This is a genomic window from Synechococcus sp. MIT S9503 (genome assembly GCF_047304175.1).
Classification (GTDB): domain Bacteria; phylum Cyanobacteriota; class Cyanobacteriia; order PCC-6307; family Cyanobiaceae; genus Synechococcus_C.
The window spans coordinates 2,584,172-2,600,916 of record NZ_CP138955.1; the positions used below are offsets into that span (position 1 = coordinate 2,584,172).

Annotated in this window: 24 protein-coding genes; 8 read left to right on the forward strand and 16 right to left on the reverse strand. The window is 49.1% G+C overall.

Annotated elements, in window-relative coordinates:
• Positions 1–54: 54 nt before the first annotated feature.
• From cpcA to SIB56_RS13940, 6 genes are all read right to left on the reverse strand, one after another.
• Positions 55–543: a phycocyanin subunit alpha gene (cpcA, locus tag SIB56_RS13915; RefSeq protein ID WP_413324469.1), complete on the reverse strand. Its 489-nt coding sequence runs from the start codon at positions 541–543 to the stop codon at positions 55–57.
• Between the two features lie 39 nt (positions 544–582).
• Positions 583–1,101 (reverse strand): phycocyanin subunit beta, encoded by a 519-nt coding sequence (locus SIB56_RS13920; RefSeq protein WP_413324470.1) that lies wholly within the window; start codon positions 1,099–1,101, stop codon positions 583–585.
• Between the two features lie 180 nt (positions 1,102–1,281).
• On the reverse strand, positions 1,282–2,055 hold the full coding sequence (locus tag SIB56_RS13925; RefSeq protein WP_413324471.1) for a phycoerythrobilin:ferredoxin oxidoreductase: 774 nt from the start codon (positions 2,053–2,055) through the stop codon (positions 1,282–1,284).
• The gene (locus tag SIB56_RS13930) at positions 2,052–2,759 is read right to left on the reverse strand and encodes a 15,16-dihydrobiliverdin:ferredoxin oxidoreductase (RefSeq protein ID WP_413324472.1); all 708 of its coding nucleotides are present in this window, start codon (positions 2,757–2,759) and stop codon (positions 2,052–2,054) included. The genes SIB56_RS13925 and SIB56_RS13930 overlap by 4 nt, the downstream gene beginning before the upstream one ends.
• Positions 2,752–3,348, reverse strand: coding sequence for a phycobiliprotein lyase (locus tag SIB56_RS13935; RefSeq protein ID WP_413324473.1), 597 nt, complete (start codon positions 3,346–3,348; stop codon positions 2,752–2,754). Before SIB56_RS13935 ends, SIB56_RS13930 begins: the two co-directional genes overlap by 8 nt.
• 29 nt (positions 3,349–3,377) lie before the next feature.
• Entirely contained in the window at positions 3,378–3,611 is a 234-nt protein-coding gene (locus tag SIB56_RS13940) for a hypothetical protein (protein ID WP_413324474.1), read from the reverse strand.
• Between the two features lie 375 nt (positions 3,612–3,986).
• Between SIB56_RS13940 and cpeB the strand changes: the two genes are divergently transcribed.
• Positions 3,987–4,541: a class 1 C-phycoerythrin subunit beta gene (gene cpeB, locus SIB56_RS13945; protein ID WP_413324475.1), complete on the forward strand. Its 555-nt coding sequence runs from the start codon at positions 3,987–3,989 to the stop codon at positions 4,539–4,541.
• A gap of 51 nt (positions 4,542–4,592) precedes the next feature.
• Positions 4,593–5,087 (forward strand): class 1 C-phycoerythrin subunit alpha, encoded by a 495-nt coding sequence (gene cpeA / locus SIB56_RS13950; RefSeq protein WP_066904317.1) that lies wholly within the window; start codon positions 4,593–4,595, stop codon positions 5,085–5,087.
• Between the two features lie 59 nt (positions 5,088–5,146).
• On the opposite strand, the gene SIB56_RS13955 is transcribed toward cpeA, so the two are convergent.
• Positions 5,147–6,028 carry a HEAT repeat domain-containing protein gene (locus tag SIB56_RS13955; protein WP_413324476.1) on the reverse strand — a complete coding sequence of 294 codons (882 nt, stop codon included), beginning with the start codon at positions 6,026–6,028 and terminating at the stop codon, positions 5,147–5,149.
• 42 nt (positions 6,029–6,070) lie between these two features.
• Here SIB56_RS13955 and SIB56_RS13960 point away from each other — a divergent pair, with 42 nt between their 5' ends.
• On the forward strand, positions 6,071–6,496 hold the full coding sequence (locus SIB56_RS13960) for a DUF2656 family protein (protein ID WP_413324477.1): 426 nt from the start codon (positions 6,071–6,073) through the stop codon (positions 6,494–6,496).
• A 20-nt stretch (positions 6,497–6,516) separates the two neighbouring features.
• Here SIB56_RS13960 and SIB56_RS13965 read toward each other — a convergent pair whose 3' ends face one another.
• Positions 6,517–6,879, reverse strand: a complete 363-nt coding sequence (locus SIB56_RS13965) for a hypothetical protein (protein WP_413324478.1) — start codon at positions 6,877–6,879, stop codon at positions 6,517–6,519.
• A gap of 128 nt (positions 6,880–7,007) precedes the next feature.
• On the opposite strand from SIB56_RS13965, the gene SIB56_RS13970 reads away from it, so the two are divergent.
• Both SIB56_RS13970 and SIB56_RS13975 read left to right on the forward strand, forming a co-directional pair.
• Complete coding sequence (locus SIB56_RS13970; protein WP_413324479.1) at positions 7,008–8,327, forward strand: HEAT repeat domain-containing protein; 1,320 nt, start codon at positions 7,008–7,010, stop codon at positions 8,325–8,327.
• An 86-nt stretch (positions 8,328–8,413) separates the two neighbouring features.
• Entirely contained in the window at positions 8,414–9,043 is a 630-nt protein-coding gene (locus SIB56_RS13975) for a HEAT repeat domain-containing protein (RefSeq protein ID WP_413324480.1), read from the forward strand.
• Between the two features lie 8 nt (positions 9,044–9,051).
• Here the strand turns inward: SIB56_RS13975 and SIB56_RS13980 are convergent, their stop codons facing one another.
• The 4 genes from SIB56_RS13980 to SIB56_RS13995 form a co-directional block, all read right to left on the reverse strand.
• Positions 9,052–9,945: a HEAT repeat domain-containing protein gene (locus tag SIB56_RS13980; RefSeq protein ID WP_413324481.1), complete on the reverse strand. Its 894-nt coding sequence runs from the start codon at positions 9,943–9,945 to the stop codon at positions 9,052–9,054.
• A gap of 135 nt (positions 9,946–10,080) precedes the next feature.
• Positions 10,081–10,962, reverse strand: coding sequence for a phycobilisome rod-core linker polypeptide (locus SIB56_RS13985; RefSeq protein ID WP_413324482.1), 882 nt, complete (start codon positions 10,960–10,962; stop codon positions 10,081–10,083).
• A gap of 314 nt (positions 10,963–11,276) precedes the next feature.
• A complete protein-coding gene (mpeA, locus tag SIB56_RS13990; RefSeq protein WP_413324483.1) occupies positions 11,277–11,774 on the reverse strand; it encodes a class 2 C-phycoerythrin subunit alpha in 498 nt (165 codons plus the stop codon).
• Positions 11,775–11,817: 43 nt separating this feature from the next.
• A complete protein-coding gene (locus SIB56_RS13995; RefSeq protein ID WP_413324484.1) occupies positions 11,818–12,354 on the reverse strand; it encodes a bleomycin hydrolase in 537 nt (178 codons plus the stop codon).
• 995 nt (positions 12,355–13,349) lie between these two features.
• On the opposite strand from SIB56_RS13995, the gene SIB56_RS14000 reads away from it, so the two are divergent.
• The 3 genes from SIB56_RS14000 to SIB56_RS14010 are packed head-to-tail and all read left to right on the forward strand — an operon-like array spanning position 13,350 to position 14,224.
• Positions 13,350–13,670, forward strand: a complete 321-nt coding sequence (locus tag SIB56_RS14000; RefSeq protein WP_413324485.1) for a hypothetical protein — start codon at positions 13,350–13,352, stop codon at positions 13,668–13,670.
• Positions 13,580–13,966 carry a Nif11-like leader peptide family natural product precursor gene (locus SIB56_RS14005; RefSeq protein ID WP_413324486.1) on the forward strand — a complete coding sequence of 129 codons (387 nt, stop codon included), beginning with the start codon at positions 13,580–13,582 and terminating at the stop codon, positions 13,964–13,966. Before SIB56_RS14000 ends, SIB56_RS14005 begins: the two co-directional genes overlap by 91 nt.
• Before the next feature lie 21 nt (positions 13,967–13,987).
• Positions 13,988–14,224, forward strand: a complete 237-nt coding sequence (locus tag SIB56_RS14010) for a Nif11-like leader peptide family natural product precursor (protein WP_413324488.1) — start codon at positions 13,988–13,990, stop codon at positions 14,222–14,224.
• A 2-nt stretch (positions 14,225–14,226) separates the two neighbouring features.
• Here SIB56_RS14010 and SIB56_RS14015 read toward each other — a convergent pair whose 3' ends face one another.
• The 4 genes from SIB56_RS14015 to SIB56_RS14030 all read right to left on the reverse strand — a co-directional run bounded on the left by SIB56_RS14015 (position 14,227) and on the right by SIB56_RS14030 (position 16,735).
• Complete coding sequence (locus SIB56_RS14015; RefSeq protein WP_413324489.1) at positions 14,227–14,532, reverse strand: CpeR family transcriptional regulator; 306 nt, start codon at positions 14,530–14,532, stop codon at positions 14,227–14,229.
• A complete protein-coding gene (locus SIB56_RS14020; RefSeq protein ID WP_413324490.1) occupies positions 14,533–15,147 on the reverse strand; it encodes a chromophore lyase CpcT/CpeT in 615 nt (204 codons plus the stop codon).
• 19 nt (positions 15,148–15,166) lie between these two features.
• Entirely contained in the window at positions 15,167–15,706 is a 540-nt protein-coding gene (locus SIB56_RS14025; RefSeq protein WP_413324491.1) for a phycobiliprotein lyase, read from the reverse strand.
• Between the two features lie 294 nt (positions 15,707–16,000).
• Complete coding sequence (locus SIB56_RS14030; RefSeq protein WP_413324492.1) at positions 16,001–16,735, reverse strand: phycobilisome rod-core linker polypeptide; 735 nt, start codon at positions 16,733–16,735, stop codon at positions 16,001–16,003.
• Between the last annotated feature and the right edge of the window lie 10 nt (positions 16,736–16,745).

Below are 16,745 nucleotides of genomic sequence, written 5' to 3' on the forward strand. Positions count from 1 at the left end.
AAATAAAAAAGCCCCCAAACGGGGGCTTTTGAAAATATGTGCGATGAGTACTGTTCAGATCAACGCATTGATGGCGTAGTCGATGTAGCTGTTGGCTTCGGTTGCTGCATCACCGGAAAGCCCGTGGTTGGCCTTGATGTGCTTCAAGGCTTCGACGTACCAGGTCGGAGAGAGCTCAAAAGTGCGGTTGATTTCAGCAAGACCGGCAATGAGGTAGTCGTCCATGGGACCGGTTCCGCCAGCCACCAGGCAATACGTGATCATTCGAAGGTAATAGCCGATGTCCCTTGAACACTTGGCTTTGCCTTCAGTGGTTGAGGCATAGTTTGAACCTTCCATCTGAGTGGTGAAAGGGAACTTGGTATACACAGCCTGTGCAGCACTGTTAACCAGAGCATCACCCTTGGCGGTGAGGGCTTTGGCAGCCTCAAGGCTGGCCTTGGCGCGCGTGAAGCGACCAGAAGCGGCTTGCACTTCGGTGTTGGTCAGAAAGCGACCCTGAGAGTCTGCGGCGGCTACTGCTTCGGTGAGGGGAGTTTTCATGATGAAGAAGGGTTTAAGCGAAAAATGGGGCTATTTCAATCAGGCGACAGAGGCCGCGGCACGATCGAAGTAGGTACCGATCTCGCTATTGAGGGAAGCGCAGTCACCGGAGGTGATTCCGTCTTTGTCGTTGACGATCGCCAGGGCAGCTTCTTTCATGAGGTTGACACCTGCTGCCACGGAAGCTCCTGGTGTTCCAAGGGCCAGATAGGTTTCGCGCAGGCCGTTGAGGCAACGGTCTTCCATCACGGAGGCGTCACCAGTGAACACTGAGTAGGTGACGTAGCGGAGAATGATCTCCATGTCGCGGAGGCACGCTGCCATGCGACGGGATGTGTAGGCATTGCCACCGGGGGCGATCAGTGCAGGCTGTTGGGCAAACAGAGCACGCGCAGCATTCGCAACAATGGTGGAGGCGTTGCTGGAGATGCGGTTCACGGCGTCCAGACGCTTGTTGCTGTCAGCGACGACGGCGGCGAGAGCATCAATCTCGCTGGTGTTGATGAACTGTCCCCGGGCGTCGGCCTGGGCGACAACCTTGGTGAAGGCGTCGAACATTTGGAACTCCTCTTGGCAGCGTCTAAATGGGTGTCACAGACACCGGAGGGACATCGTAAAAGTCCCGTCGGGGTCAAGGCTGATTCTCGCTAAGTGGTCGAAGCGCACCCGATTGCTGTTCATAATGCTTAATCCCTTGTCAAAGCAGGGCTTTGGCTGTTCAAAGCCTGAAGCCGTCTTTCAGAGGTCAAACAGCACGTTGTGGATGTAGGCCTCGGTCCATTCACTGCCGTAGAAGCGCGTCAGCATGCCTCGTGCAGGATCTTTCTCTGCTCTGTAGTCGGTGTAACGCCGTTGACCAGCGAGAAGATGATCCCTGCGCTGATCGGAAACAGGCACAGCGGCTGCAGCAAGATCGAGGTACAGCTTGAGGTAGTCGTTGAAGGCCGGACGCACCACGGACGCGATGATTTTGTCCCCTTCCTCTCCCAATGGCAGTCTTGTCCAAAGAAATCCTGGCGAAAAGAACGGCTTGGCTTCATCAGGAATGGGACCTCCGTCCGGCAATTCCGAGCGCCAGCGGTCGAAGATCGGCATCAGCCTCTCCCACACATGGTTGGTGTGCTTCTCATCGCTTTTGTCGGCCGGCTGAAGATCAAGTGCCAGCAGATGACCTGAGGGCAAAGTGACCAGGTCTCCACCGAAAAACGGCAGGTCGTAACGGGGGAGAGGGTTGATGACAAAGTTCAGAACCGATGCGGATGCCCCGGCGCAGACGCATGCTGCTCTCACCTGGCGAAATTTTTCACTTCGACAGGCCCAGGTGGCTGTCGTCACAGTGGTGGGTTTTGTTTTTGATCCTGTCTGGTCCTGCTTGAACAGAAACTCATCGCTCACCGGATAAGGCTCAAGCCCCATCGGCCGAAGGCGATCGACGGCATCCTCGAGGAACGGCTGCCAGCTCCAGCCTTCAATGGCAACAGGATCGAGGCTGTTGCTTCGGGTTGAACTCATTGTTTGGCTGATGCTGGGAAAAGGAATTCGCTGAGGAACCGGTCGGACCACTCTTTGCCGAAGTGGCTGGTGAAAAGACCGTGTGCAGGGTCTCGTTCGGCGCTGTAGACGTCGTAGTTGTCCTGCAGACGCTTCACTTCTTCGGATGGCATCAGTGGATCACTCGTGAGTGCCTGGTCGTGAAGTGCCCAGTAAGCCTTCAGAAAAGCACTGAAAGCTGCTGGCAAGGAGGTTTCAGCTTGATCAGCACCTCCGCGGCAGAACAATAACCAGGAGGAGAAATATTGGTTTGGGTCAAAGGAGCGCATCGTCTCCTCTCCGTTCAGCTCAGGGAAATCCCTGTTGAGTTGTTTAAGACCACTGAAGTATCGATCGAGATAATCCGAATCCTGAACGAGCGGTTGAAAATCGAGAACGGCAACCAGTTTCTGACGAGCACCAAACCAAAGCAGGTCAACACCCATGAGCGGGTGGTCAAGGTCGTAGTCGGGGTAGGCGACTGAATTGAGAACCTGCAGCTTTTCACCCGCATCCAGACGGGTCACACGCCAACGACGAAAATTCGGCACCTGCCAGAGCCAGCTGCGGATCACACTGGTTCCCTTGCCTGAATGACATTCTTCCAAACCCTGAGGTACCTCAATGGGTTTGCCGCCCCTGGCTTCGATGCCCTGATGAAGTTCGTTGAGAAAAGGGTCAAACACGGTTCAGCTCCACTGAATTTGGGGGTGTTTGGTCAGCTCGTCTTTTTGTGGCTAACGAAAGTGCATGAATTTCGGCTTCACTTGGGCAACGAAATTCAGTGCAATAGGTGGTCATGGCAACACCGTTGAGAAACTGCACAGAACTCACACGCATTCTGATCTGGTCATTCACAAACCAGCATCGTTCAACACCTATGTTGGTGTCGTAGCGGGTTTTGATGGTTAATACTCCATCGTCGGCAAATGAATAGGTGCTAACAACAGCTTTCTTCTCAACATAACCAACGTCTCTTAATAAGAAACCCTGGCGTGGATTTTCCGGATGTGGGGCATCAACAACAACAGCTGCGTAATCATCGTTGCGCGCCTCTTTCATCAGATTGCTTTCCCACCAGAATCTTGCGCCACCAGCCGCATCATTGGAATCAACATTCAGTGCAGCGCATACTTTTGCAATGGCTGGATCATGTTGGTCAAAGGGCTCAATGATCAGATTTGAATCGGCGGCTTCATCATCCTGGCAATCAAGATGATGGACAACACGGCGGTTGAGCCATGTACCTCGGCTTGCTTCAAAAAAGCTCGCCATTGTCATCGGGACACAATCCACTTGACTCATCATTGACTGCTCTGAGCATTTCTCTGCGCTTTCAGCTGATCAAGAACTTCATCAATTCGTGTGAGCTCAGGATGTTCACTGATTGTGGCGTCTATCTTCTTTTGGGACAAGCGAAGTTTTTTGCCAAGGCCAACAACATCATTGTAAAGACGTTCTCGGTAGGCAGAAAGTTCATCAATTGATTCCTGCAATTCTTCAATGCTGACTTCTTGCTGAAGCGGTTGTTCCGTCATGCTGACGACATGAAAAGAAATGCATAAGTGAGCCTACCCGCCTGCTGAAGCTCATGTGTTCACTGCGTTGCGATTGGTGATCAAGCCGCCTGGATGCTCAGATTTAACCATCGCTGGTGCTCTTTGTTCTTGCTGTAGCCCTGATCGGCTGCGCTGGAGGAACCCCGATGAGGGGTGGTTGTGCTCACAAGGTGACGAACTCTTGCGTGATCAGCAGATCCCGCACCGCTGCTTGGTTGACCCGGCTTAGCTTACTAATGCGCTTCCAACCCCCTGGGTTTATCAGCCAACTGCTCAAGACACCTGAAAAGGACTTGCTCACTGGTTGCCTCACGGCATTAGAAGCCTCTCCCCCACAAAACTGTCTGGCCCAAAATGCTCGACGCATTCTCCCGTTCGGTCGTCAGCGCTGACGCCAAAACCGCACCTGTTGGTGGTAGCGACCTTGCTGTTCTTCGCAGCTACGTCAGCCAAGGCAACAAGCGCCTGGACGCCGTCAACGCCATCACCTCCAACGCCTCCTGCATCGTTTCTGATGCTGTCACCGGCATGATCTGCGAAAACACCGGCCTGATTCAGGCCGGTGGTAACTGCTATCCCAATCGCCGCATGGCCGCATGCCTGCGCGATGGTGAGATCGTGCTTCGCTACATCAGCTATGCGCTGCTTGCCGGCGACGCATCCGTGCTGGATGACCGTTGCCTGAATGGTCTCAAAGAGACTTACATCGCTCTGGGAGTTCCCACCCAGTCGGCAGCTCGTGCCGTGGCGATCATGAAGGCTTCAGCAACTGCTCTCATCGGCGAAACCAACTCTCCTGCTTCCGGCGGCAAGCGTTACCGCAAGATGGAGACCACGCAAGGCGACTGCTCAGCTCTGGTGGCTGAAGCTGGTTCCTATTTCGATCGCGTGATCGGCGCCGTCTCCTGAACGGCTTCTCGCTTTCTTTTCAGACATTCTCCCTCTTAAAGGAACCCATCAATGAAGTCCGTCGTTACCACCGTCGTGACTGCTGCAGACGCAGCAGGTCGCTTCCCTTCCCAGAACGATCTTGAAGCTGTTCAGGGCAATATCCAACGTGCTGCCGCCCGTCTGGAAGCTGCTGAAAAGCTCGCCGCAGGCCTTGACGCTGTGACCCGTGAAGCCGGTGATGCCTGCTTCAACAAGTACGCCTACCTGAAGCAGCCCGGTGAGGCCGGTGACAGTCAGGTCAAAGTTGACAAGTGCTATCGCGATCTCGGCCACTATCTCCGTCTGATCAACTACTGCCTCGTTGTTGGCGGTACCGGTCCTCTGGATGAGTGGGGCATTGCGGGCGCCCGTGAGGTTTACCGCTCACTGAGCTTGCCGACTGGCCCTTACGTAGAAGCTCTCACCTATACACGTGATCGCGCTTGCGCACCACGCGATATGAGCCCTCAAGCTCTCAACGAATTCAAGTCTTACCTTGATTACGTGATCAACGCTCTTTCCTGAGTTTGATCTAAATTCATCGCCAAGATCAGGGGATGCTTCGGCATCCCCTTTTTTAATGGTTAGTTCTTGTCTGATTGTTGTAGTCGATCAACAGCAAGCTGCAGAACTTTTCTGACCACTGAGTCAGATTCACTCTCGAGTTGTGTTTGCAGATTCGGAATGCTTGAACTACAGCCAAGCTTCATCAGAGATAACGCTGTATTTTTTCTCACCCAGCTGTCTTGGTCTGACAGAGCAGGAGAGAGTAACGGCAAGGCCCACTCTGAATCCTCAAGATTGCCAAGGAGAATCACTGCTTCGGAACGTATTTCAGCGCATGTGTCGTGAAGAGCTTGCTGGAGTAAGTCACGGTCCTGTTGGGAATTCAGGGATTGAATCTGACTGCCAAGAGCTGAGATTGCAGCTTTCCGTACTTTGGAATTCTCGGAAGATATTGCACCTCTTAAAACCTCTGGAGCTCGATCGCCAATAAGAGTAAGAGCCCAATTCGCCAGGCCAATCTGCATTTCGGTGCTTTCGGGATTTTCGACGATGCTCAGAATCGCTCCAATCGAGTCTTCACCCATGGAAGCCATTGCTCCCATGCTGGAGCCTTGAACAACAGAATCCGTATCGGTCAGAAAAGTTGCCAGCAGATCAGGAAGACTATTTCGATCAGCGATCAAGGCCAAAGTTTTAGCAGCTGCTCTTCTCACTGTGACCTGATCGCTGCGCCGCATTGCCTGGCATAAAGCAGGCACTGCTGCTTCGCCAATTGATCCCAAACCTTCAGAAATCTGGCGACGCAGAAGCCCACGAGGGTCTCCGAGGGCAGCTACCATTGTTGCGATTGAATCCGGATCTGCGTCAATCGGCAATCCTGCTCTCAACTTTTCTTTGAGATGATTGGCCAGATCAAGAGCTTCTTCTTGACTTAACTGTGTTTCAGTGAAGTCATTCATTAAGCTCCTCCATCACACTTAACTTTGACCATAGCTTAAGCCATGACTGTTTTTGTTGTTTCTCATAATCTTCAGATTACATCAGACCAAGTTCCAGCATTATCCGCTGAAAAGTTAGCTGAGGCATTGAAGAGTCAATCAAACGCTTTTGATGCTGCGGAAGCATTGAATCATCCACATTGGCTAATACGTTTGGAATCTTCTTTGTCTCCGGAAGATATGGCTAAAGAGCTTGTTCAAGCCTGGAAAAAATATCGTATTACCGCGTCTCACGGGTCTGAACATCACTGGCTTGCTCTTGGAGGCCGCAAAGATTCTCCAGGATCATCCGGGTCACCACTCCAGGAAGGGTCCTGGGGAGTTGATGTTGTGGAATGCACTGATCCTGAGCAGTTTTTGATCGGCATCAACTGGGAAGGCCTCAAAAGTGGGCGACCCAGTGATGCAATCTTTGAGATTAAGAATTGAGATTCAACTTTGATGTCATATCATTTGCGTCGTTGACGCTTCGCCTTTTGCGTGGTTTTTTTGTCTGACGTTTTTGTGTTCTCGGCTTTAACTTCTGATTTCACTGCTCCACTTTTAGGAGTCGCTGATTGTGTTGGTGATTTTTGTGTGCGCTTGGTTGTTAAACCGCTCTCTCCAGTTTTTGATTGATCAAGTAGATCGTTTTGAACGGTGCCTGAATTAAAATGAGTGACGCTAAAACCAGATCGTCGCATCACTTGCATTCCGTGACAAAGTCCATCGAATGGAATGTTGAAATTAACGGAAATCGAAGGCCTTGAGCGATTCATTGCCAACGTCTGTACTTTGAATTGCTTCCCAGGAAAAGGTCCCACAATGTTCATGTAACTCGCGCGAGTCTATGATGATTTTCCTTTTCAGGGCATTAGGTTAGTTTTTTTTGACTACTTTGAGTTTAGTGAAGACGCCTTGCCTTGATTGAGGTACAATTTATACATTATTTATTCTCTTGATGACAGGTCGTTTTGACAATATTCATCCTGGGCTGACATGTGAGCATGCTCGGCAAATTCTTCGTCAACCCGTTAATGAGTTGGAGTCAAAAAGTGATTACTATACTGCTGCATCTCATTTAATTAACTGTCCGGGAGTTGAGACAGAGCATGCTTTAGTAAGTTTGCTTGAGAATCCACTCAACGACCAAGCTGTCAAGATTGCCAAGAGAAAGGCTGTAGAAGTTCTTGGGAAAATTGGTGCTGTCTCATTGACCTCTGTGATTGGTCGATGCTTATGGTCTGATGATCATTATTTGGTTGAAAATACTATCTGCGCTCTTAAGCAATTGAAGTGTAATCAGCCTGAATTAATTGCAAAGATGATCAATCTTTTGAATGATAATTTGCATAATCAACGAGCTTTGATTCAATGCCTGGCGAGTTTATCTATTAACGAAAGTCTTCCATCTATCGAGGCGTTGAAAAATGCAGAATCTCCTGGTGTCAGAGGAGCAGCAATCTCTGCTGACACTCAACTCTCCGGAAACAGGCAGCAGCTTTCTGAAATCATAGATCATCTTCTGCTTCCCAATCAGATGGATCGGCATTGTGCAATCCAGGATTTAATTGATGCCCAGGCCATTGAATATTTGCCCCAAATCATTGCATCACCAGTATCTCCAGCATTTCGGGTACGTGCATGCCGGCTCTTGCTGAATGCAAAAGAGAAATATTCTGAATTGCTCCAATCAATTCACCTCGTTGACTCTGTTTTCATTGATGATCCATCAAATATCCAGATTGTTCATGAGTATGACGTGACCCCCGATCCTGCTTTTTTAGTACGTGAACTCTTCAATGCTGACTTCAGCCGATGTTATCTTGCCTTGAAGAGCCTCAGCTCTGTTCCTTCGGATTCGCTTTGGCCTTTGATTTCAGAACAATGGAACGAAGAGGCTCATAATGACTACGGTGCCCACTATTTCTTCATGAGATTGATTGGTTCCCGTAGTGACTGGTCTCAGCAGTCAATGATTTGTATTGATGAAATCTTGAGAAATGCGGCAGTCAACATGCGGCCTCAGTTTCAAAAAAGCCGCCCTGCAGCAATTTACTCCATCGCGCAGTTGAATCCAGACCGCTTTATTGAGCTGATCCCCATGTTTTTGGATGGCGACTATTCGCCACAATGGGATTGTCGTTATGCCGTTGTGCTGGCACTGGAAGCAGCTTCTGATCGTCTTGAACAAGCTCAATTAGATGAGCTACTCACACCACTTGTTGAAGATGATGATTGTTTTGTAAAAGCTAAGCTGGCATCCATGCAATTGGCTTAATGGTACCTCTTGTTCTCGTGTGATGGAATCAGCTTCGAAATGCCCCTAATGGTAAAATAGTATTATTTCATTCTTGCACGTGTTATATGGGCTCGTCTGGTAACTCGATTGATGCTTTATTTGCTGACTTAGTCCACCCGAATCCTAATATTCGTTTTACTGCTTGTTCACTTCTTGCTGAGCAATTTCCCGAGGAGGCAATGCCGCGCCTGTTTGACTTAATGCATGATCCTGATCCAGGTGTGTATCGCACCGCGGTCAAAGCATTAGGGATGATTGGCCATCAGACCGTGCCTGATCTGATTCAACTGTTCAATTCATCTGATAACGGAACAATCAGAGCATGTTGCATCAAGGCAATCGTCCAGGTCTCAGTGAGCTTTCCTGATGATGCTTTCTCTGTTGATACGCTGACGATGTTGGAAAAAGCTCTGGATGATGACAGCCCAGTGGTGGCACAGTCTGCTTTGATGACTCTTGGCCATCTTTCGAAACAAGCTTCAGAAGAAGCTCGGGTGATTCCACTGTTAATCAAGGCTTGCGACAGCAGCAATATTGCCCATGTTCAAGGTGCGGCTATGTCGCTCGCTGAATTAGATTCGCCTTTGGTCAATCAGTGCCTGCAAGGTCTGGCTGCAGACGAAGGCAAAGACGCGTTAATCCGCGAAGTCGCTCAGGCAAGTCTTGAGAGGCGAGAGAGTTTGGGCTTTGATTGACCAAGTCCCTAAGCTTTCTCTAATACATTAACGGCGACAGTCATCACAGACTTTACCTGTTCGTTTTTTTCTGCATTAATTGCATCCTTAATCTGTTCAATCGCATTTGTTGCTTCCATTTTCATTAACGCAAGTGATGTGTTCTTTCTCACTTGATCCGATTCGTCTTGAAGCATCATGCACAATTGATTGCTGGCATCTTCGGGTTCAAGTGTTTTTCCTGCCATTGTGGCTGCTTCAGCTCGCACTTCGCTGGCCTCATCTGATAGTGCTTTAAGAAGTGCGCTTTTTGCTGATTTGTTTGTTTGTGCCTGAATCTGCTCTGCAAGAACGGTGATCGCCGCGATCCGGATCTCCACATTGTCTGATTGCGTTGCTTGATCAAATGCGTCGGGTGCCTTTGAGCCAATAAAGCTGAGTGCAAGATTGATCAATCCCACCTGGAAAGCCGTGCAACCAGGATCCACAAGTATCTTCAGTAACTCATCGATGGCAGGTGCTCCAATGGTTGCCATTGCTCCTGCTGATGAACCTTGAACAACTGGATCCTGATCTGTTTTGAATGCTTCAACCAGATTCGGTAAAGCTTTTTTGCTGCCTATCAGATTGAGTGTTTTTGCAGATGCTCGTCGAATGATCACATTTGGATCATTTTTCAGTGCATCACATAAATATGGAATTGCCTCTTCACCAACATTCCCGAGACTTTGTGCAAATGTGAGACGCAAAGCACCGCGATGATCTCCAAGACCGCGAATCATTTGCTGGATTGATGTCTGGTCACTTTCCGGTGTTTCCTGCTCAGCTAATTTTCTTTTTAGTACCTCCGCAAGTTCAAAAGCTTCTTGTTCTGTGAGATTATCCAGCTCATTCGTCTTCTGATCAGATGTTGCCTCTTGCATGGTTAATCATGTTTCTTGAATGGAATCTAATTGAATGTTCACAACCTTTGGTGCAGAAATCACTGAGGCTATCAACAGTCAAAAAAAACCCCATCCAAGGATGGGGTTCAGCTGTTTGATCAACATTGGTGTTGATCAGAAATGCACTCCGAAAGGTCGGAATGCCACATAGTCGGTCACCTTCGGTGGCTGATGGCCGCTGTACTGCTGCTGTGGAAGCTTCACAGGGGTTTTTTGAACCGCGTTGTAGCTGAAGGCCTGGGGCTTGGACTCCTCTCTTGATGCGATTGCCAGAGGATTAATTGTTCTGCTGCTGCGACCCTGGGCATTGTCGCTGACAGCAACTTTCATGCCACCCAGTTCCCGCATCAGGTTGAAGGAACGGTTGAACATCCCCGCATAGGAATCGTGAGATCTTTCATAGGGCACGATGTCTGAACCGAACACTTCCGTGTATTCAGCCGAATCAGTCAGTTTGTCGATCAGTGCGTCAAAACCATCTTCAGCCTGGAGCTTGATGTGATTTTGAACTTCTTCCTGGCTCAGAGGGGCACGTCCAAGCAGATGTTTGAAATTCAGTTCTATTCCACGCTGTGCGCCTACAGCGTGAAAGAAGTTTGACTTGTAGAAATCTGATTTGGCTAAGCCGTTGACAAAATCACGCACTGTGATTTCGCCATTCATCAGTCTGACCTCCAATGAGGTTTCTCTTTGACTCTCCCTGGGATGAAGGTTTCCGAAAACCTGACGATATGCAGCAGCAATAACGCGCTCGAGTGCTGCAGAGTTATCTGGGTTGTACTGATCGAAAACAGCTCCAAAGGGACATTCGGAGTGAAGACGAGGACCGATCCCAATTCCCATGGAGGCGCAGTGTTGCCTCTTGTACTCAGCGCGAGCCCCTGCAAATGTGCGGTGGATTGTATTTTTGCCAGCTTTGCTGGGCGTGGAATACGCCGCAGGGCCGGTTCTTGTCGCTGACGTGATTGATTTGAGACTGGTTTCTGGGCCGAGCATGATGTGAGTTGGGGATAGGTTGGTTATTTGTCCGGAATTACCCCTGATAGTTGCTTTACGTACTGAAGCTCAAGAGCAAATCGGTTTCAAGCTTTGAGGTGACAAGAAGTCCGCTAATGGATTCTTGATTCGTTTGTGATTGGGGCAAGTCTTTGTTGTCGTGGCCATTTGATTGGCCGAACGCGGTGTCTCGTTGTTGAGTAAATCACAGCGATGAGATTGGAGATTACCTTCGAGCTGACGGTAATAAAAAAGGGTGGGCAGAGATGCCCACCCCAATCACATTGCTGAATATTCAACAGTGAGTTGATCAATCAACCCAGGGAGTTGATCACGTAGTCCAGCAGGGTGTTGTAGGCAGTCAGAGCCTGAGGGCTCATGTCGCGAGGAGCGCAGCCGTCGTTACGCATCTGTGCGAAACCAGCAACGTAGGTGCCGGCATCGATGCTGAGGGCCTTGTAAACCTCTTTCTGACCATTGATGGCCAGCTCGTCCAGGGGGCCGGTGCCGCCGGTGACCAGGCAGTAGTTGATCAGACGCAGGTAGTGAACGAAGTCACGCTTGCACTTCTCCTTACCTTCTGTGGCACATGCGCGGGGCTGACGGCCGGTAGCACCATTGGGGTACTGGGCGTACACAGCATCAACTGCACGCTGAGCGATGGCGTCGTAACCGGAAGCAAGCTTTTCAGCAGCTTCCAGACGTGCGGCTGCACGCTGGATGGAACCCTGAACGGATTCCATGTCGGAAGCAGAGGGGAAGCGGGAAGCGCTATCGGCTGCACCGACAACAGTGGTGATGACGGACTTCATGATGAAGAGTGTGTGTTGTTTTGAACGATCAAGCAGATAGGGTTCAGCTGATAGCGCTGATCACCATGTCGAAGTAGCTGCCGGCTTCAGCAGACAGACTTGCGCAGTCACCCTGGGTGACAGGCATTTTCTTGGCCTGGCTGTTGGTGTTGCTGATCAGCGCGCTGGCAGCAGCCTTCATGATGGCCACGGCGCGGGAAGCGGAACCGGTGGGGACGCCCAGAGCGGCGTAGGTTTCGCGGAGACCGTTCAGGCAGCGGTCCTGGAGCACGGAAGCGTCGCCAGCCAGGAGGGCGTAGCTCACGTAGCGGAGAACGATTTCACCGTCGCGCAGGCAGGCAGCCATCTTGCGGTTGGTGTACACACCACCGTTAGGAGCTGTCAGGCCGGTGTTTTCGCAGCAGATACCTGCAACTGCATCAGACACGATGCAAGCGGCGTTAGAAGTAATCGCATTGACAGCGTCAAGGCGCTTGTTGCCATCGGAGATGAAGGACTTGAGGGAGGCCAGCTCGCCTCCGCCGATGAAAGCGCCGCTGGAATCGGCCGAGACGGCCTTCCGGGAGAATGCGTCGAGCATGGGTGCTTCGGAAAGTTTTAGAGGGGGATGCAAATCCGCATCACGAATGACGTTAACCCTGCTTTCTGCCCCTCCACCAAAAGCAGATTGTCAGGACACACAAGTTTGCAAAGTCAATTCGAAGGAAAAAATAAAATTCGCAAAACCTCTTGTACACCTGGCTTTGGATGCCCTGCGCTGCAGAAGGAGTGCAGGTTTATGACGACTGTTTAAGGACTCGTTCAGAGTTCTCTTTCAATGCTAATGACGGCCTTCAACGCAACTCTCTCTTGAAATCTGTGATGCCATTTGGTCGAGGGTTTTGCTGCAAGCTTGCGAACACCCCGAACTGCTGTCTGTGATGCGTTCGTGGATCGACGAGCCCTCGTCAAAAACGGGTGACCGCCATGTTGATGTGCTGCGTCGGCGTTGCAGCAGGGTCGCTTTGGCTTGAAACCACCTGCCATGGCTCTGAGTTTCCCGCTACATCGGCGTTGTTTCTTCGCGACGGGGTTGTTGGGAGTTCTCGATGTCCCCGTCTTTGATCAACCACAGGAAGTCCAATGCCAATCCTGACTGGCTGTTGAGCAGCAAGGGCTGTTGAGCAGTAAGGGCTGTTGAGCAGTAAGGGCTGTTGGAACAGAAGATGATCAGTCTGATTTGATCACCTCCCCCTCGTTCGCATGCAGAGCTGACTCTCGTTCGGGAAGCTACTTTCTTTCTCAGTGTCTGCAATGGCTGCATTTGTTTTCAGGAACTTTTTTGCTGTCCTGTTGGTGAATTCTTCTTTTTCAAGGAAGCTTATTTGATTGATCTTGGTCTTGAAAGTTTGCTGATGTTGACGCCTATTCTTGACCATGAGTTTAAACTATTTAAGTTTAGTGTCGCCTGGTCTACTGGGCATGATTTGATCTGGTGATTCACACCCTTTCAAAAAATTTCTGATTCCTCTGGAATGTCGTGATTAAACCGCTCTCATTCTCTCTGTTAGGATCATTCAGGTTTCTTTCAATCAAATGCCAGTCTCTGCTGAAGCGGAACAAGCTTTGCCACGTTTTGTTGAGACACTGAGAAATGATCAGAATGTTCGCGATCAGTTGAATCAAGTGAGTGACATAGACACCCTGCGCAAGGTTGTTCAATCTGTTGACACTTCTCTGACCGGTGCAGCTTTGATACCACTCGATCAGGCCACTCGGCCTCCAAAGATCCTTGTGGATTCCGGTGTGATCAATCAGGGGCCTCCTTGGAGGCTTCTTCGTTGCACTGGTGGTCCGCTTGTTTTGCAGCTGATCTGCACCAAAGCAAATTTTGCAATTTGGATCGAGAGTTGCTGATGAACTCCGAAGAACTGACACGTTTTGTGGATGAGGTGGTTCGTTCTCATGAGCTTGCGACCGGTTTAAAAACTCTTGAATCTCATATGGAGATCATTACTTATGCGCGAAGTAAGGGTTTTGTTTTTAATCAGAACGAATGGAATGCTTACTTTGAACGAGACTTTTCACAACTATCTGACTCCATACAGCAAAAAGTATTGGCTGCTCAGACCAGCCATTGGTCTTGGGCGTTTCGTCAGCTCTCTGCTTGGAGAGCTATGCTGATGGAAGGCGCAGACACGAGTTATTCGTAACAGTCGCGCTTTCATCACGATATGAAGAGTTTAATGATGTCTGATGTTGAACAGGATCAAATCCTTGAACAATTTATTGCCTTAGCGAAAGCAGATCAAAGCCTTCAGGATGAGATCAAATCTGCACTCAACCAGGATCAGGTAATTGCCATTGCAGCTGAACGCGGATTTCAGATTGATCCGCTTGCTATTCTGCGCAAATGGAGCCAACACACCGACTTTTCAAAGCCAACCTGGATGGGCTGGTTCACTGACTGATCCTAAGTGTTGATCTCTGAATAACGAGTTTGCTTCCCTCCTCGTTTTGCCCAATAGGTCACCAGGCTTTCACCTCCGGGCCTGGGCACACTCGCGATAGCACGTAAAATTTTAAATGATCGATTCGGTCCCATTGGCCAGTTGCCAACAGCCTTGATCTGCCTCACTTTGCCGCCAATCTCACTCATGCAAAGTTCAAATTTCTCTAATTGTGTTTGATCAACTGTTTCAAAGACAAAATCAGTTCCTTCACAGATCAAATGTTGTGACCGTATCCACCCTTTAAGCTGTTTTAAACTGTTTTCCATTCACTCTCGAATTTCATTAATCCACTGAGATGTCACCATTTCGGAAAGATCTTCAACTCGTTTGAACTTGAGGGGACCATGTTCTGAACCCCACCTCACCTCATCAGTTTCTGGATCGAAACCGCGATCTCGGCTGATCCACGTTTGTTCATTAACTTCAACTTCGCTCACCAGGTAGGTTAATTTGCCGTCTCTCGGAACCATGCATTCCTTGCCTGGTTCCACATTACCCACGTAATGCCCAGTCTTGGTCTCTTTGAATTGCATTGAACATCCACATCGTTTTTGCAGACTGTTCACATCAAGTGAATCAAGCAACTCGGGATTTCTACCAGAACCAGCTAATCTTTCTTTATTACTGAAGCCGTAGTTTTCTACAATGAAGATATTATTATCGTAAGTTAAGCGATGAATTCCTTGTCTGTAGGGCTCCCATGGAGAATAATCGTAGTATTGCTCTGAATAAAAACCAGGGCCTTGAAAAATTTCCCAAGGTAGTGGCCGGAATACAATATTGATCCTCGCAAAGTCTTTAGGCCGCTCTTGTGACTGAGCAAAGTTATCGAAGACTCCGCAAAGAGTTTTTGCAAACCTTACCTTCTCTTCGAGTTTCATAAATGCGATTTGGTGTCAATCACTTGACGGAGATTTTTCTGACTTCAGAGGCAAATGAAGATTGTAAAATGCCCGAACCTTCTGAAGTTTTTAGAACTGATGAACGGCAGCGAACGTGATCAGAAACGAACCAGATTCGTTCTTCAGCGATGGACTGATCATAGTGAGTCTTGAGAATGAACGTGCCATCATCAAGGAAACAATATTCCGACTCTGCAGCTACCGATTCTGCGTAACCTACGCTTCTCAGCAGTTTTCCCGTTCGGTCATCCCTGGGGATGGGGATGATCAGGCATGAACCACTTGAAACTTCACTTGGGTCATCAGGCTCCCAGTCACTCTCCGCACTCCATTCCATTGAGAAGGGAGACACGTAGTGACTGTTATCCGGTTGTGATGAAGCTTTGATCAGATCAAAAAGCTGCTCTTCATTATCATCGACAGCACTGATGGATATCTCACTGAGGACATCTTCAAATTGTTGAAAGGCAAGAGAATGCCCGCTTCTCATTGAGCGCCACTCTCCAATGCTTTGAGCAACAAACTGCTCAATATCCATTATCTGTGTTGGCGTTCGACCGCTCAGAATTTTTGGGCAGATTTGCCTGCATCATGTTCACCATAGAGTCGACCATCATCGACATTGCCATTGGCACAGAAGAGACGGACTGATTGAAAGCATCAGACTGGTTTGGGTCTGATCTTGAAGTATCTCTGAGAATCGGCATGTGGGAATCAGAAAACCGGGATGGTGGTTTGGTCTGGCTTTGCAAATAGGCAATGCTGGCGAACGTAGCCGCCAACATTATTATCTCAAACTAATTTTGAAATTTGAGCTTGATTCTGTGAAGAGTTAAGCCTTCGAAATAGAAATAATTTGTCCTCCCTGAGCCTGGATGCTGCGCAGAGTCGCAGACATCGAAGTTTGGCTGACAACTGATTTCTGCATGACTCGACGGTTCCCGCTGATCTGTCGACGTGATGTCCAGAAGATTGAGATGCCGTTGGCGTTACCAACACTCTTGCGTTCGACAATCGCAGGAGCATTTCCAGTGGACAGGCTGCTCAGCAGTTTGGATCCTTTGCTTGCTGCGTCATAACCAGCGAATCCCGCATCAACTGCAATTCCTCTTGTGTAGTTGATGGTTCTTCCGCCATTGATTGATTCGCTTGAACGATTGTATGGGACTTGATCAATACCAAATGCGCTTAAGTACTCCTCGCTGTATGTATAACTGGCTATTTCAGCATCATAACCCTCCGTATTCATTCTTTTAACATGCTCCATCAGTTCTTGCTGATCATGTGGTGGTCTTCCTAGTAAATGCTTGAAATTCAACTCTACAAATTGATAGGGGCTCTTATCGTCGAGAAAGAGTTTCTTATACGTATCAGACTGAGCAAGTGCTGTCACGAATCCCTGAACGGTGAGGTCTCCATTCATGAACAAAGCTTCCAGAGACTTGTTTACATCAAGCTCCATGAGGTGACGGTTGCCAAAAACCTGCTTGTAAATGCTTTGAATCACTTCATCAGCATGACCTAAATCAGCGTTGGCTTGGGAAGAAAGAGTTGTGATTTGAGGCATGTTGATGGTG

Bases quoted from the DNA above. Each gene is read 5' to 3' on its own strand.
- cpcA (WP_413324469.1), bottom strand. From the start codon at position 543: ATGAAAACTCCCCTCACCGAAGCAGTAGCCGCCGCAGACTCTCAGGGT.
- SIB56_RS13920 (WP_413324470.1), bottom strand. From the start codon at position 1,101: ATGTTCGACGCCTTCACCAAGGTTGTCGCCCAGGCCGACGCCCGGGGA.
- SIB56_RS13925 (WP_413324471.1), bottom strand. From the start codon at position 2,055: ATGAGTTCAACCCGAAGCAACAGCCTCGATCCTGTTGCCATTGAAGGC.
- SIB56_RS13935 (WP_413324473.1), bottom strand. From the start codon at position 3,348: ATGGCGAGCTTTTTTGAAGCAAGCCGAGGTACATGGCTCAACCGCCGT.
- SIB56_RS13940 (WP_413324474.1), bottom strand. From the start codon at position 3,611: ATGACGGAACAACCGCTTCAGCAAGAAGTCAGCATTGAAGAATTGCAG.
- cpeB (WP_413324475.1), top strand. From the start codon at position 3,987: ATGCTCGACGCATTCTCCCGTTCGGTCGTCAGCGCTGACGCCAAAACC.
- cpeA (WP_066904317.1), top strand. From the start codon at position 4,593: ATGAAGTCCGTCGTTACCACCGTCGTGACTGCTGCAGACGCAGCAGGT.
- SIB56_RS13955 (WP_413324476.1), bottom strand. From the start codon at position 6,028: ATGAATGACTTCACTGAAACACAGTTAAGTCAAGAAGAAGCTCTTGAT.
- SIB56_RS13960 (WP_413324477.1), top strand. From the start codon at position 6,071: ATGACTGTTTTTGTTGTTTCTCATAATCTTCAGATTACATCAGACCAA.
- SIB56_RS13965 (WP_413324478.1), bottom strand. From the start codon at position 6,879: ATGAACATTGTGGGACCTTTTCCTGGGAAGCAATTCAAAGTACAGACG.
- SIB56_RS13970 (WP_413324479.1), top strand. From the start codon at position 7,008: ATGACAGGTCGTTTTGACAATATTCATCCTGGGCTGACATGTGAGCAT.
- SIB56_RS13975 (WP_413324480.1), top strand. From the start codon at position 8,414: ATGGGCTCGTCTGGTAACTCGATTGATGCTTTATTTGCTGACTTAGTC.
- SIB56_RS13980 (WP_413324481.1), bottom strand. From the start codon at position 9,945: ATGCAAGAGGCAACATCTGATCAGAAGACGAATGAGCTGGATAATCTC.
- SIB56_RS13985 (WP_413324482.1), bottom strand. From the start codon at position 10,962: ATGCTCGGCCCAGAAACCAGTCTCAAATCAATCACGTCAGCGACAAGA.
- mpeA (WP_413324483.1), bottom strand. From the start codon at position 11,774: ATGAAGTCCGTCATCACCACTGTTGTCGGTGCAGCCGATAGCGCTTCC.
- SIB56_RS13995 (WP_413324484.1), bottom strand. From the start codon at position 12,354: ATGCTCGACGCATTCTCCCGGAAGGCCGTCTCGGCCGATTCCAGCGGC.
- SIB56_RS14000 (WP_413324485.1), top strand. From the start codon at position 13,350: ATGCCAGTCTCTGCTGAAGCGGAACAAGCTTTGCCACGTTTTGTTGAG.
- SIB56_RS14010 (WP_413324488.1), top strand. From the start codon at position 13,988: ATGAAGAGTTTAATGATGTCTGATGTTGAACAGGATCAAATCCTTGAA.
- SIB56_RS14015 (WP_413324489.1), bottom strand. From the start codon at position 14,532: ATGGAAAACAGTTTAAAACAGCTTAAAGGGTGGATACGGTCACAACAT.
- SIB56_RS14020 (WP_413324490.1), bottom strand. From the start codon at position 15,147: ATGAAACTCGAAGAGAAGGTAAGGTTTGCAAAAACTCTTTGCGGAGTC.
- SIB56_RS14025 (WP_413324491.1), bottom strand. From the start codon at position 15,706: ATGGATATTGAGCAGTTTGTTGCTCAAAGCATTGGAGAGTGGCGCTCA.
- SIB56_RS14030 (WP_413324492.1), bottom strand. From the start codon at position 16,735: ATGCCTCAAATCACAACTCTTTCTTCCCAAGCCAACGCTGATTTAGGT.